Below are 12,982 nucleotides of genomic sequence, written 5' to 3' on the forward strand. Positions count from 1 at the left end.
GTCTGTCGTTCGGATCAGGCTGGATCAGGGCGCGGTGCCAGGGACCACGAGCCCGGCAAGATCCGAACGACAGGCCCTAGCGCAGCGCCGCGGTCGTACGGCGCAGCAGGAGGTACATCTCGCAGCCGAGGCAGTAGCCGAAGACCGCGTTGAGGAAGGCGGCGGCGAGCGCGCACGCGGTGGCGGCCATTCCGAGCCAGAGAGGCCCCCACAGATAGCCGACCAGCCCGAACACCGCGAAGACCAGGCCGACCGCCTGCGCGAAACGCGGCGGCTGCGGGGACTCGAACTCCGTGGGCGGTCCGATCCTCGGCCGTACGACGGTGCGGAACAGCCATCCGTACGGCGACCGCCCCGCGCCGGCCAGCGCGCCCACCGCGAAGACCAGGGCCTGCCAGCCGAGAAGCGCGCCGCTGCCGGTGACGAGGACCACGGCCAGGACGACGGTGGTGAGGGCCGCGCCGAAGCGAGGACCCCTGACATCAATGTTCATGACACCAGCATCGCTCAGGGCCGCACGCCCGGGACCGCGGAATATTTTGCGGTCGTGTGAACGCTGCACGGGGGATGACGACGACAGGGCTCATGGTGTGCGTGGCGGTGCTCGCGGTGGCGAGTCTCTTCGGCGTGCTCCACCGCCGTACGAACGGGAGGCTCAAGGTGCGCGGGCGTGACGGTGAAAGGCGGCTCGGCGCGGCCGAGTTGGGCGCGGAGTTGGGGGAGCGCGCCACGCTCGTCCAGTTCTCCAGCGCGTTCTGCCAGCCCTGCCGTGCCACCCGGCGCACGCTCGCCGAAGTCACCGGCATGGTCGATGGCGTCGCCCATGTGGAGCTCGACGCGGAGGACCGCCTGGAGCTGGTGCGCGAGCTCGGCATCCTCAAGACACCGACGGTGCTCGTCCTCGACGCGGCGGGCCGGATCGTGCGCAGGGCGGCGGGGGCACCCCGCAGGGCCGATGTGATCGCCGCACTCGGTGTGGCCGTCTCCGGCGCGGCGCCCGGCAGTTGAGAGTTCCCGGTCGGCGGGCCGGTGGGGCGTTGGGAAGATCACAGTTCAAAGCGCTTGCTCAGCGGGCATCAGGTCGATGTACTGGTGAGTAATATTATGGTCGGTGCGCGGGTCGACCTGACCGGGAAACCCACCATCAGGCGCCTATGCTGCGAGCAGCAAGGCAGCCCAGAAAAGACGATGCGGTAGGAGAGCCGGCGTGAGCCTGAGGATCGTTGTCTGTGTGAAGTACGTGCCCGACGCCACGGGTGACCGGCATTTCGCCGATGACCTGACGCTTGACCGTGACGATGTCGACGGTCTGCTGTCGGAGCTGGACGAGTACGCGGTCGAGCAGGCGTTGCGGATCGCCGGAGCCCACAACGACGCCGGCGACGGCGACGCGGAGGTCACCGTCCTGACCGTCGGCCCCGAGGACGCGAAGGACGCCCTGCGCAAGGCGCTGTCGATGGGCGCGGACAAGGCGGTCCACGTCGAGGACGACGATCTGCACGGCACGGACGCGCTCGGCACCTCGCTGGTCCTGGCGAAGGCCGTCGAGAAGACCGGCTTCGACCTGGTGATCTGCGGCATGGCCTCCACCGACGGCACGATGGGCGTCCTGCCCGCGATGCTCTCGGAGCGCCTGGGTGTGCCGCAGGTGACGCTGCTGTCCGAGGTGTCCGTCGAGGGCGGCACCGTCAAGGGCCGCCGCGACGGCGACGCGGCGACCGAGCGGCTCGAAGCCTCCCTGCCCGCCGTCGTATCGGTGACGGACCAGTCGGGCGAGGCCCGCTACCCCTCGTTCAAGGGGATCATGGCGGCGAAGAAGAAGCCGGTGGAGTCCCTGGACCTGGGGGACCTGGACATCGAGGCCGGGGACGTCGGCCTCGAAGGCGCGTGGACGGCGGTCGACTCGGCCACGGAGCGCCCGGCCCGCACGGCGGGCACGATCGTCAACGACGAGGGCAAGGGCGGCGACCAGCTGGCCGAGTACCTCGTGAGCCAGAAGTTCATCTGACGGGTGCGGTTCACCGCCCCCGTAACCGGTCCCGGTTCCTTCACGCACACGCATTCGCAGGAGAACACATCCCATGGCTGAAGTCCTCGTCTATGTCGATCATGTGGACGGTGCCGTCCGCAAGCCCACCCTGGAGCTGCTGACGCTGGCCCGCCGCCTCGGCGACCCGGTCGCCGTCGCGCTCGGCGCGGGCGCCGCGGCCACCGCGGCCACGCTGGCCGAGCACGGCGCGGTGAAGGTGCTGACCGCCGACGCCCCCGAGTTCGCCGACTACCTCGTCGTCCCGAAGGTCGACGCCCTCCAGGCCGCGTACGACAGTGTGTCCCCGGTCGCCGTACTCGTCCCCTCGTCCGCCGAGGGCAAGGAGATCGCCGCCCGCCTCGCGGTGCGCATCGGCTCGGGTCTGATCACCGACGCGATCGACCTGACGGCCGACGACAAGGGCCCGGTGGCGACGCAGTCGGTGTTCGCCGCCGCGTACACCACCAACTCCCGTATCACCAAGGGCACTCCGGTCATCACCGTGAAGCCCAACTCGGCCCCCGTCGAGCCGGCCGCGGTCGCGGGCGCCGTCGAGGAACTGGCGGTCACCTTCGGTGAGACCGCCACCGGCACCAAGGTCGTCGCCCGCACGCCGCGCGAGTCCACCGGTCGGCCGGAGCTGACCGAGGCCGCGATCGTCGTCTCGGGCGGACGCGGCGTCAACGGCGCCGAGAACTTCGCGATCATCGAAGCGCTCGCCGACTCCCTCGGCGCGGCCGTGGGCGCCTCGCGCGCCGCTGTCGACGCCGGGTGGTACCCGCACTCCAATCAGGTCGGCCAGACCGGCAAGTCGGTCTCGCCGCAGCTGTACATCGCCTCCGGTATCTCGGGCGCGATCCAGCACCGGGCGGGTATGCAGACCTCGAAGACGATCGTCGCGGTCAACAAGGACGCCGAGGCGCCCATCTTCGACCTCGTGGACTACGGCATCGTCGGCGACCTCTTCCAGGTCGTGCCCCAGCTCACCGAGGCCATCAAGGCACGCAAGGGCTGAGCCCGAGCAGCACCCGAAGGGGCCGCGCGACGCACACGCCGCGCGGCCCCTTCGTGCTGCGCGCTCGCTTCCCGGGCCTCTCCGGGCGACCATTGACGCAACCTGGATCAGACGATTAACTTCACCACGCGGATGTTGTATTCCATATGGTGGAAAGTGGAGGCGTGGGAATGGGTCAGGGTCAGCAGGACAGGGTGACGACGAGCCTCGCGGGCGAGGTCGGGGCGAGCATCAGCGCCTCGCTCGCGCCGGTCGACGCGGAACTCGCCCGCCGGTACCCGGGAGACCCCGGCACCCGCCAGCCCGTCCACACCGTCTACGTCCCCGCGGACGCCTTCGACGCGGGCACCGTCCGTTCCTGGGGCGACCAGGCACTCGCCGCCCTCGACGAACACGCCCCCGACGCGGCCTCCCTGGCACGCGTCCTCGGCCTCTCCGGCGAACTCGCCGGCCCGGTGTACGAGCGGGTGCGGGCCAAGCTGGAGCGCGAGCCCGTCGAGGATCTGCGGATCGACTTCGAGGACGGCTACGGGGCGCACTCCGACGAGGAGGAGGACCTCGCCGCCGCGCGCGCCGCGCGCCTGGTCCACGAGGCGTACGCCGACGGCACCGCCGCCCCGTACATGGGCATCCGGATGAAGTGCCTGGAGGCCCCCGTACGGGACCGGGCCATCCGCACCCTCGATGTCTTCCTCAGCGGACTCGTGGAAGCCGGCGGGCTCCCCGCCGGACTCGTCCTCACCCTGCCGAAGGTCACCTATCCCGAACAGGTCACCGCCATGGTGCGCCTGGCGGAGGAGTTCGAGAAGGCGCGCGGCCTGGAGCGCGGCCGGATCGGCTTCGAGATCCAGATCGAGACCAGCCAGTCCATCCTCGCCGCCGACGGCACCGCCGCCGTGGCCCGGATGATCGTCGCGGCGGACGGCCGCGCCACCGGACTGCACTACGGCACCTTCGACTACAGCGCCTGTGTCGGCGTCAGCGCCGCCCACCAGTCCAGCGACCACCCGGCCGCCGACCACGCAAAGGCCGTCATGCAGGTCGCCGCCGCCGGCACCGGCGTACGGGTCTCGGACGGCTCGACCAACGTCCTGCCCGTCGGCCCCACCGGCCAGGTCCACGAGGCGTGGCGGCTCCACTACGGGCTCACCCGCCGCGCCCTGGCCCGCGCCTACTACCAGGGCTGGGACATGCACCCCGGCCACCTGCCCACGCGCTACGCCGCCGTCTACGCCTTCTACCGCGAGGGCCTGGAGGCCGCGGCCGCGCGACTCGCGGCGTACGTGGCGAAGGCCGGCGGCGACGTGATGGACGAGCCCGCCACCGCCAAGGCCCTCAGCGGTTATCTGCTGCGCGGACTGGACTGCGGAGCCCTCGACAGCGACGAGGTCGGCACGCTGACCGGTCTCACGCGCGCCGACCTGGAGAGCTTCGCGGCCCCGCGCCGCGCGGCCCTCACCGTCTCGGCGCCGTAGATCCCGCCCGTCCGGACCGGACCCGGCGCCGCCGGGTCTACCGGTCCGCCGGCGGCGGCAGTTCGCCCGAGCCGCGCGCGATCAGCCTGGTGGGCAGCACCACGCGGCTGGGCGCGTCGGCCGCCCCGTCCAGCCGGCGGAACAGCCGCTCCGCCGCGGTCCGGCCCAGGGTCGCGGAGTCCTGGGCGATGACCGTGACCCCGGGGTCCAGCAGGTCGGCGAGTTCGATGTCGTCGAATCCGACGAGGGCGACGGGCCGGTCGTGCGCGGCCAGGGCCCGTACGACGGTCACGGTCACACGGTTGTTGCCGGTGAAGATCGCCGTGACCGGCTCCGGGGCGCCGAGCATCGTGACCACGGCCTCGTGGACACGCTCGGGCACGGTCGTGCCCAGCGACACCCACGAGTCATCCACCGGCAGACCGGCCTCCGCCATCGCGGCGCGGTAGCCGCCGAGGCGCTCCACCGCCGTATGGATCCGGGGCTGGTCACCGATGAAGCCGATCCGCCGGTGGCCGTGCGCGACCAGATGGGCGGTGCCCGAGCGCGCGCCGCCGAAGCTGTCGGAGAGCACGGCGTCCGCGTCGATCTGCCCGGCGGGGCGGTCGACGAAGACCGTCGCGACACCGGCCTTGATCTCCGGCTCCAGATAGCGGTGGTCGTGACCGGCGGGAATGATGATCAACCCGTCCACCCGGCGCGCGCACAGGGCGAGCACCAACTCCTGCTCACGGTCAGGGTCCTCGGCGCTCGAACCGTTGATCAGCAGCGCCCCGTGGGCGCGCGCGACCTCTTCGACCGCGCGGTTCAGCGGGCCGTAGAACGGGTCGGCGAGGTCTTCGAGCACCAGACCGATACTGGCGGTACGGCCCTTGCGCAGCACCCGTGCCGAGTCGTTGCGGCGGAAGCCCAGCGCGTCGATGGCCTCCTGCACGCGCCGCTCGGTGTCCGGCGTCACGCCCGGCTCCGCGTTGACCACGCGGGACACCGTCTTGAGTCCGACACCGGCACGGGCTGCCACGTCTTTCATGGTGGGCCGATTACCGTAGCGGGGCTCGGGGTGACGGGCGGTGTCGGCCACTGTGCGCTGTCCTGTCGTCGTTCGGTTGTCGTGCGAGGCTTGTGGCGTTGAGCATAGGCCCTGGACAACGTTGTCAGGTGAATGGAGACTGTTCCACGAACCCGCAGGTCCCACGCGCGTCCGCGACACCCCCGCCCGCGGGGACCCTCTCGTCCACTGGAGATCCGACACTGATGCATACCGACCTCGTAGCCGCTCTCGACATCGGCGGCACCAAGATCGCCGGCGCGTTGGTGGACGGCGGCGGGAGAATCCTCGTACGGGCCCGTCGGCCGACCCCCGCGAGCGAGGACGGCGAGTCGGTGATGCGCGCGGTCACCGAGGTGCTCGACGAGATCGGCGCGTCGCCGCTGTGGGCGCGTACGACGGCCGTCGGCATCGGCAGCGCGGGCCCCGTGGACGCGGCGGCCGGCACCGTCAGCCCGGTGAACGTTCCCGGCTGGCGCGGGTTCCCGCTGGTGGAGCGGGTCCGGCGGGCCACCGGCGGGCTGCCGGTGACGCTCGTGGGCGACGGCGTCGCCATGACGGCGGCCGAGCACTGGCAGGGCGCCGCCCGCGGCTACGACAACGCGCTGTGCATGGTCGTCTCCACCGGCGTCGGCGGCGGTCTGGTGCTCGGTGGCAAGCTCCACCCCGGTCCGTCCGGAAACGCCGGTCATATCGGCCACATCAGCGTGGATCTCGACGGCGACCTCTGCCCGTGCGGCGGGCGCGGTTGCGTCGAGCGCATCGCCAGCGGTCCCAACATCGCCCGCCGGGCCCTGGAGGGCGGCTGGCGGCCCGGTCCGGACGGTGACACCTCGGCGGCGGCGGTCGCCGCGGCGGCCCGTACGGGCGACGCGGTCGCCATCGCCTCGTTCGAGCGGGCCGCGCAGGCGCTGGCCGCGGGGATCGCCGCGACCGCCACGCTCGTGGAGATCGGGATCGCGGTCGTGGGCGGGGGAGTGGCGAACGCGGGGGACGTGCTCTTCCTGCCGCTGCGCCGCGCGCTGGGCGAGTACGCGACGCTCTCGTTCGTCCAGAACCTCACCGTGGCACCGGCGTTGACCGGCACGAACGCGGGTCTGGTGGGCGCGGCGGCGGCTGCCGCGCTGGGACGCGGGCCGACCGCTCCGGCCAACGACAACTCGGCGATGACTCTCCCCACCAGCTTGTGACGGACCGCAACGCGCGTGGCTCGAAGGGGATATGACGGTCCGTCAAATCCCCTTCTCCGTAGCCGTCTTCACCTCTGTGTCATTGCGCGCGTTTGCGGTGGAGGCTGTTCGGCTCTGTTGGATGAGCCCCGGTAACGGTTGTTCGGTTTCCCGTCAGAACCCTTGACGACTCCTTCTCAGGGGAGTGAGATCCAACCCTCGCGTTCGGTTGTGTTGGGTCGCACCCCTGAGGAGGGGGACATGTCTCAGTCTCCGTTCAACGGTTCGGTGGTACCGGCGAGTCTGGCCGGACACCGGATCTCCCGGCGAAATCTTCTGCGTGGTGCGGCGGCCGGAGCGGGCGCGATCGCACTGCCGTCCCTGCTCGCCGCGTGCGGCGGGGGCCCCGGCGGTGACGGAAAGACCGTCACGATGGGCTCGAACGCCTCCGACCCGGTCCCCAAGAAGGCGTTCGCCCAGGCTTTCGCCGCCTACGAGAAACAGTCCGGGGACAAGCGGACGATCGACGTCAACACCGTCGACCACAACAGCTTCCAGGAGAACATCAGCCGGTATCTGCAGAGCAAGCCGGACGACGTCTTCATGTGGTTCGCCGGCTACCGGATGCGGTTCTTCGCCGAGAAGGGGCTGCTGCACGACATCAGTGACCTCTGGGGCGACTACACCGGCTTCTCCGCCGCGCTCAAGGCCCAGTCGACCGGCTCGGACGACAAGCAGTACCTCACGCCGTATTACTACTACCCGTGGGCGGTCTTCCACCGGAAGAGCGTCTTCGAGAGGTACGGCTACGAGGCCCCGCGCACGCTGGACGAGTACCTCGCGCTCGCCAGGCGGATGAAGAAGGACAAGCTGACCCCGATCGCGTTCTGCGACAAGGACGGCTGGCCCGCGATGGGCACCTTCGACTACATCAACATGCGCACCAACGGCTACGAGTTCCACAAGTCGCTGATGGCCGGCGAGGAAGCCTGGACCGACAAGCGTGTCAAGGACGTCTTCGACACCTGGCGCGGCATCCTCCCGTACTGCCAGCAGGGCGCCAACGGCCGTACCTGGCAGGAGGCCGCCTCCAGCCTCCAGAAGGGCGAGAGCGGAATGGCCGTCTTCGGACTCCCGCACCCCGGCCAGCAGTTCGCCGAGGACGAGCAGGACGACATCGACTTCTTCGCCTTCCCCGAGATCAACCCGGAGCACGGCCAGGACGCGGTCGAGGCGCCCATCGACGGATTCCTGCTGGCGAAGAACTCCAAGAGCCTGAAGAACGACCGGACCATGGAGAGCGCCAGGGACCTGCTGTCGTGGCTGGCCACCGGCGAGGCCGAGGACCTGTACCTCGCGGGCGACCCCAACAACATCGCGGTCAGTGAGGACGCCGACATCTCCAAGTACACGCCGCTGCAGAAGAAGGCGGTGGACCTGATCTCGGGATCGAAGCAGATATCGCAGTTCATGGACCGCGACACCCGGCCCGACTTCGCCTCCACGGTGATGATCCAAGCCATCCAGAGCTTCATCAACGATCCGAACGACGTGGACGGGCTGGTCAACGGGATCGAGCGGCAGAAGAAGACCCTCTTCGCCTCCGACGCCGGCAGCTGATCCGTGGCGTCCCTCACGACGCGCCGCGTCCGGCGCCGCACCCGGCGGCGGGGCCCCCGGCGGTTCTCCGCCCGGGACCGTGCCGTCCTGTGTGTGCTGCTGGGCGTACCGCTCCTGCTCGACCTCGTCATCGTGTGGGGTCCCACCGTCGCCTCGATCGTGCTGTCCTTCACCGGCTGGGACGGCATCAGCGACATCGAGTGGGTCGGCACGGAGAACTACGAGAACCTGTTCACCAACTACCCCCAGTTCTGGCCCGCCGTCCGGCACAACCTGCTGTGGCTGGGCTTCCTCGGACTGGTCGCCACCCCGTTCGGGCTGCTGCTCGCCGTACTCATCGACCGCGGGGTGCGCTTCAGCCGCTTCTACCAGTCCACGATCTATCTGCCGGTCGTGCTCTCGCTCGCCGTCGTCGGTTTCATCGCCCAACTCGTCTTCTCCCGCGACCAGGGCGCGCTCAACGCGATCCTCGGCGACACCACGAACCCCACCGACTGGCTCGGCGATCCGGACATCAACATCTGGATGGTCCTGCTGGCCGCCGCCTGGCGGCACACCGGCTATGTGATGATCCTCTATCTGGCGGGCCTCAAAGCCGTCGACGCCTCTCTCAAGGAGGCGGCGGCCATCGACGGGGCGAGCGAGACTCAGACATTTTTCCGGGTCGTCTTTCCCACCCTGCGACCGGTCAACGTCATCGTCGGCGTGATCACGGTGATCGAGGGGCTGCGCGCCTTCGACATCGTCTACGCCGTCAACAAGGGCAGAAACGGCCTCGAACTGCTCTCGGTGCTCGTCACGGACAACATCATCGGAGAGGCGAGCCGGATCGGCTTCGGATCGGCGATCGCCGTCGTCCTGCTCGTCGTCTCGATGGGCTTCGTCGTGACGTACCTGGTCCAGGAGATCCGAGGGGAGAAGTCCCGATGAGCGCCACCGTCGACACCGCCGGCGCGCCCGCGCCCCCGCCCGCTCCCACCGGCGGTCCCGCGCCGTCGGGGCCGCCCGCGCGCGGGCGCCGCGTCACTCCCGGCCGGCTCGGGGTGCACGCCTTCCTGATGGCGGTCTCGCTCGGGTTCCTCGCGCCGCTGCTGCTGGCCGTGTACGCCTCGCTCAGGCCGTACGACGAGACAGCCGAGCGCGGCTACTTCTCACTGCCCGACAAGCTCTCCTTCGACTACTACCGGCAGGCGTTCACCGATTCCGGGATGACGAAGTACTTCGTCAACACCCTGCTCATCGCCGTCCCCGGTGTGCTGCTCGCGCTCTTCCTCGCCTCGTTCGTCGCCTTCGCCGTGGCGCGGCTGAGGATGCGCGGATCGATCGTGCTGCTGATGCTGTTCACGGCGGGCAACCTGCTGCCGCAGCAGGTGATCATCACGCCGCTGTACGTGCTGTTCAACCGCATCCCGCTGCCGTACTGGATGTCCGACTCGATGACGATGTACGACTCGTACTGGGCCGTTGTCGCCGTCCAGGTCGGCTTCCAGATGGGCTTCTGCGTCTTCGTCCTGGCCAACTTCATGCGTACGCTGCCGATCGAGATCCTGGAGGCGGCGATCGTCGACGGCGCGAGCGTCTGGGCACAGTACTGGCGGATCACCCTGCCGCTGTGCCGGCCGGCCCTCGCGGCCCTCGGCACGCTCCAGTTCACCTGGATGTACAACGACTTCCTGTGGGCGCTGGTCTTCATCTCCGACGGGGACAAACTGCCCGTGACCTCGGCGCTCAACAATCTGCGCGGTCAATTCTTCACCGACTACAACCTGTTGGCCGCGGGCTCGATCATCGTGGCTCTGCCGACGATCATCGTCTTCCTGCTGCTCCAGCGGCACTTCATCGCCGGGCTCACCCTGGGATCCAGCAAGGGCTGACGGCCGGGGCCGCGGCCGGGGCGTCGGCAGGGGCGTCAACCGGGGCCGGTCCGTGACTCGTTGGCCGCGACTTCCTCAGGAGGCGGGTTCCCTGGACTGCTGCGGCACCACGACCAGGAAGACGTCCGACTCCAGATCCATCACCACTTCGGCGGGGGTGCCCTCGCTGCGCCGCGCCCGCGCGAACTCCTCGGCGCGTCTGCTTCCGCGCGGGTCTCCGGCGGGGAATCTCTTCAGTACGTCGCGGTGCATCGCCTGCCCCCTCGTCATATCCGGCTCCAACGACCCTCTGTCCGGATGTGTTACGGCTCCGGCTGAAAACGCTTCATGGGAGGGGACGCGCCGCCGCCTCCGTAAGAGGTGGCGAACAGGCCACGGACCGGCAACAAGAGGGTGTCGTCGTGGCAGCCGGAATCGGCCACGTGTTTCCACTGCCGGGTGTTGCGGGCAATCCACATGGGGCTACGGAAGAGGGGGAACCGTGATCGTCTGGATCAACGGTGGGCGGCGACAAGGCGTACCCATCCCGTCAGAACCGCCGATATCTGCGGCGGCGGCAGATCAAGCACACCATTCCCGAGCGCATGGACCAGAGGGTCAATCGCCAGCGTCGTGGCAGCGCGGGCGGTCGGCCTACTGGCTTTGACAAGTCGATCTATAAACGCCGCAATGAAGTGGAGCGGACATTCAATGCGCTCAAGTGCTTCCGGGCCGTAGCCACCCGTTTCGACAAGCGTGCCTACGTCTTTCACGGAACGGTGACCGCTGTCTCGCTTCGGCTGTGGCTCCGCTCGTGACCCGCCGGCCGCCCTGTCAGGGGACGTCCTGGCCGATCGCCCGGATCACGTCGGAAAGCCACACCAAGTGGTAACTCACGGCCCGGTCCTGGTGAGCAAGCAGATCCTCCAGGTGCTGCCACGACTCCGGAAGCTGCCCGATTGTGAGGGCCTGGGGCCCCGTACTGGAGCCGGACCCGCGTCACGCCGTCAGCGCTGCAGTGTCAGCAGACCCGGACGGTAGGGCAGGAGGCCGTAGTCGCCGCCGGAGTTGGGGCTGCGCCCCTGGTAGAGCAACTGCAGGTTGCAGGGATCTACGGTCATGGTCTGATCAGGGCTGCTGCGGATCAGTTCGCCATGGCTGATGTCGTTGGTCCAGCCGGCGCCACTGTTGGCCTTGCCGGCGAAGGGGTTGCTCTCGGTCGCGGCCTGGGGTGTCCATGAGCCGTTCAGACCGGTGGCCGTGAACGAGCGGAAGTAGCGGCCCTGCGAGCCGATCGCCTCGACGATCATGAGGTAGCGGTTCTGGCCCTGCAGCTTGTAGACCTGCGGGGCTTCGAACAGGTTGTTCGTCGTATCGCTCATGATCACTGTCGAGGTCGTGCCGAAGCTGCCAGGGAAGTTCCCGATCGGCATACTGGCCCGGTAGATCTTGCCGTTGTCACCGGCGAAGAACAGGAACATGTTCGTCCCGTCACCGATGAGGGTCTGGTCGATGGGTCCTGTCCCGGAGCCGGAAATGCTTCCGGAGAAGAGCTCCTGCTGGGATGACCAGCCATTCGGGTTGGTGGGGTCGCTCGACGTCCGGTAGGAGAAGGCGGTTCCGCCCCACTGATAGGCGAGCACCCAGATGTTCTTCGGTGCGAAGTAGAAGAGCGTGGGCGCCACGGTGGAAGTCGACATCGCGTTCTGGCCGGCTGAGGCCATCTCCGACCAGTTGGTGAACAGGCCGAAGCTCATCGAACCCCAACTCGTCCCCGTGTCGTGCGTCGTCGCATAGACGAGTTGCCTGCCGTTGTAGGGGACGACGGTGAAGTCCTTGAGCGAGACCCATCCCGGCTTGGGCTGCGCCAGCGCGCCCGTTGACGTCCAGCGGTATGTCGACGGAAGATCGCATGGGCCGGGGTTGTCGCCGCCGACCTTGACGAGCTGCCACTGCTGGTTGGTGCCGCCCCAGTCGTCGTACTGGACGATGTTCGCGTTGTCGGCGGTAGAGGCGCCTTGCGTTTCGAGGGCCTTGTCGCTGTGGCGCGAGATGAACCTCACGTAGCCGTCCGAGCTGTCGGCCAGCCGCCACTGCTGGTTGGTGGCGTTCAGGTCGGCCCACTGGACGATCGAGTCGCCGTTCGCGGTGGACCAGTTGTAGACGTCCAGCACCTTGCCCGAGTGGCGAGACTTGATGCGGTAGTAGCCGCCCCCGGAATCGACGAACTGCCACTGCTGCTGGTACTGATCGTTCCTGGTCCACTGGGTGATGCGGGCGCCGTCGTCGGTCGCCATGTTGTAGACATCCAGGGCCTTGCCGCTGTTGCGGTTGACCAGCACATATGGGCTCCTTTGGGGGCGGGGGCGGGGGCGAGGCAACCGCGATGAACTGCGGAGCGGCCGCTCCGGGGTGCAGAGATCAGTTTCGGAAAAGTTTCGAAGAATTGCCGAATTCCCTGACGCCACAAGCTAGGAATACGGGGCGCTCCGGTCAAGGCTCGGTGCCGGTCTGTCCATAAATAGCGCCTGCTCTTTGGTCTTGAGAAGCTTCGCGCTGACCGAAAGCACCCCACATGCTAGGCCTGGACCCGGCCCCAAGCGTCTGCGGACGACTCGGCGCCAGGCTCGCCGGGATTTCAGAAATTTTCGGGCGTAGAACCGAAACTTTCTCTGCCGGGCGTATTGACGACCCCTCGTCAGTGCCTCAATCATCACTACCTGTGAGACACCGGTCATAGTTCGCGATCTCGAACCCCGTTGGTCCTGGGCCA

12 protein-coding genes and 1 pseudogene are annotated in these 12,982 nt (G+C 68.7%); 9 read left to right on the forward strand and 4 right to left on the reverse strand.

Annotation, left to right across the window (positions count from 1 at the left end; translation table 11 throughout):
* Nucleotides 1–76 precede the first annotated feature (76 nt).
* The gene (locus P3L51_RS03395; protein WP_354603509.1) at nt 77–493 is read right to left on the reverse strand and encodes a DUF4395 domain-containing protein; all 417 of its coding nucleotides are present in this window, start codon (nt 491–493) and stop codon (nt 77–79) included.
* A 92-nt stretch (nt 494–585) separates the two neighbouring features.
* Between P3L51_RS03395 and P3L51_RS03400 the strand changes: the two genes are divergently transcribed.
* The 4 genes from P3L51_RS03400 to P3L51_RS03415 all read left to right on the forward strand — a co-directional run bounded on the left by P3L51_RS03400 (nt 586) and on the right by P3L51_RS03415 (nt 4,519).
* Nucleotides 586–1,008: a TlpA family protein disulfide reductase gene (locus P3L51_RS03400; RefSeq protein ID WP_354603565.1), complete on the forward strand. Its 423-nt coding sequence runs from the start codon at nt 586–588 to the stop codon at nt 1,006–1,008.
* Nucleotides 1,009–1,207: 199 nt separating this feature from the next.
* Complete coding sequence (locus P3L51_RS03405) at nt 1,208–2,008, forward strand: electron transfer flavoprotein subunit beta/FixA family protein (RefSeq protein WP_354603510.1); 801 nt, start codon at nt 1,208–1,210, stop codon at nt 2,006–2,008.
* 73 nt (nt 2,009–2,081) lie between these two features.
* Nucleotides 2,082–3,044 (forward strand): electron transfer flavoprotein subunit alpha/FixB family protein, encoded by a 963-nt coding sequence (locus P3L51_RS03410; protein WP_354603511.1) that lies wholly within the window; start codon nt 2,082–2,084, stop codon nt 3,042–3,044.
* A gap of 170 nt (nt 3,045–3,214) precedes the next feature.
* On the forward strand, nt 3,215–4,519 hold the full coding sequence (locus P3L51_RS03415) for a DUF6986 family protein (RefSeq protein WP_354603512.1): 1,305 nt from the start codon (nt 3,215–3,217) through the stop codon (nt 4,517–4,519).
* A 37-nt stretch (nt 4,520–4,556) separates the two neighbouring features.
* On the opposite strand, the gene P3L51_RS03420 is transcribed toward P3L51_RS03415, so the two are convergent.
* On the reverse strand, nt 4,557–5,600 hold the full coding sequence (locus tag P3L51_RS03420) for a LacI family DNA-binding transcriptional regulator (protein ID WP_354603513.1): 1,044 nt from the start codon (nt 5,598–5,600) through the stop codon (nt 4,557–4,559).
* Nucleotides 5,601–5,773: 173 nt separating this feature from the next.
* On the opposite strand from P3L51_RS03420, the gene P3L51_RS03425 reads away from it, so the two are divergent.
* From P3L51_RS03425 to P3L51_RS03440, 4 genes are all read left to right on the forward strand, one after another.
* Nucleotides 5,774–6,757: an ROK family protein gene (locus P3L51_RS03425; RefSeq protein ID WP_354603514.1), complete on the forward strand. Its 984-nt coding sequence runs from the start codon at nt 5,774–5,776 to the stop codon at nt 6,755–6,757.
* 240 nt (nt 6,758–6,997) lie between these two features.
* Nucleotides 6,998–8,356, forward strand: a complete 1,359-nt coding sequence (locus P3L51_RS03430; RefSeq protein ID WP_354603515.1) for an ABC transporter substrate-binding protein — start codon at nt 6,998–7,000, stop codon at nt 8,354–8,356.
* A gap of 3 nt (nt 8,357–8,359) precedes the next feature.
* Nucleotides 8,360–9,286, forward strand: coding sequence for a carbohydrate ABC transporter permease (locus P3L51_RS03435; RefSeq protein WP_354603516.1), 927 nt, complete (start codon nt 8,360–8,362; stop codon nt 9,284–9,286).
* Nucleotides 9,283–10,230, forward strand: a complete 948-nt coding sequence (locus P3L51_RS03440) for a carbohydrate ABC transporter permease (protein WP_354603517.1) — start codon at nt 9,283–9,285, stop codon at nt 10,228–10,230. Before P3L51_RS03435 ends, P3L51_RS03440 begins: the two co-directional genes overlap by 4 nt.
* A gap of 75 nt (nt 10,231–10,305) precedes the next feature.
* Here the strand turns inward: P3L51_RS03440 and P3L51_RS03445 are convergent, their stop codons facing one another.
* Complete coding sequence (locus tag P3L51_RS03445) at nt 10,306–10,482, reverse strand: DUF8839 family protein (RefSeq protein ID WP_494338536.1); 177 nt, start codon at nt 10,480–10,482, stop codon at nt 10,306–10,308.
* A gap of 248 nt (nt 10,483–10,730) precedes the next feature.
* On the opposite strand from P3L51_RS03445, the pseudogene P3L51_RS03450 reads away from it, so the two are divergent.
* Nucleotides 10,731–11,027 (forward strand): annotated as a pseudogene (locus P3L51_RS03450) (transposase); the annotation flags it as partial.
* Nucleotides 11,028–11,216: 189 nt separating this feature from the next.
* Here the strand turns inward: P3L51_RS03450 and P3L51_RS03455 are convergent.
* Nucleotides 11,217–12,590 (reverse strand): non-reducing end alpha-L-arabinofuranosidase family hydrolase, encoded by a 1,374-nt coding sequence (locus P3L51_RS03455; protein WP_435594363.1) that lies wholly within the window; start codon nt 12,588–12,590, stop codon nt 11,217–11,219.
* Nucleotides 12,591–12,982: the final 392 nt, after the last annotated feature.

This window comes from Streptomyces panacea (assembly GCF_040560175.1).
Lineage (GTDB): Bacteria > Actinomycetota > Actinomycetes > Streptomycetales > Streptomycetaceae > Streptomyces > Streptomyces panacea.

Bases quoted from the DNA above. Each gene is read 5' to 3' on its own strand.
- P3L51_RS03395 (WP_354603509.1), bottom strand. From the start codon at position 493: ATGAACATTGATGTCAGGGGTCCTCGCTTCGGCGCGGCCCTCACCACC.
- P3L51_RS03400 (WP_354603565.1), top strand. From the start codon at position 586: ATGGTGTGCGTGGCGGTGCTCGCGGTGGCGAGTCTCTTCGGCGTGCTC.
- P3L51_RS03410 (WP_354603511.1), top strand. From the start codon at position 2,082: ATGGCTGAAGTCCTCGTCTATGTCGATCATGTGGACGGTGCCGTCCGC.
- P3L51_RS03415 (WP_354603512.1), top strand. From the start codon at position 3,215: ATGGGTCAGGGTCAGCAGGACAGGGTGACGACGAGCCTCGCGGGCGAG.
- P3L51_RS03425 (WP_354603514.1), top strand. From the start codon at position 5,774: ATGCATACCGACCTCGTAGCCGCTCTCGACATCGGCGGCACCAAGATC.
- P3L51_RS03430 (WP_354603515.1), top strand. From the start codon at position 6,998: ATGTCTCAGTCTCCGTTCAACGGTTCGGTGGTACCGGCGAGTCTGGCC.
- P3L51_RS03440 (WP_354603517.1), top strand. From the start codon at position 9,283: ATGAGCGCCACCGTCGACACCGCCGGCGCGCCCGCGCCCCCGCCCGCT.
- P3L51_RS03445 (WP_494338536.1), bottom strand. From the start codon at position 10,482: ATGCACCGCGACGTACTGAAGAGATTCCCCGCCGGAGACCCGCGCGGA.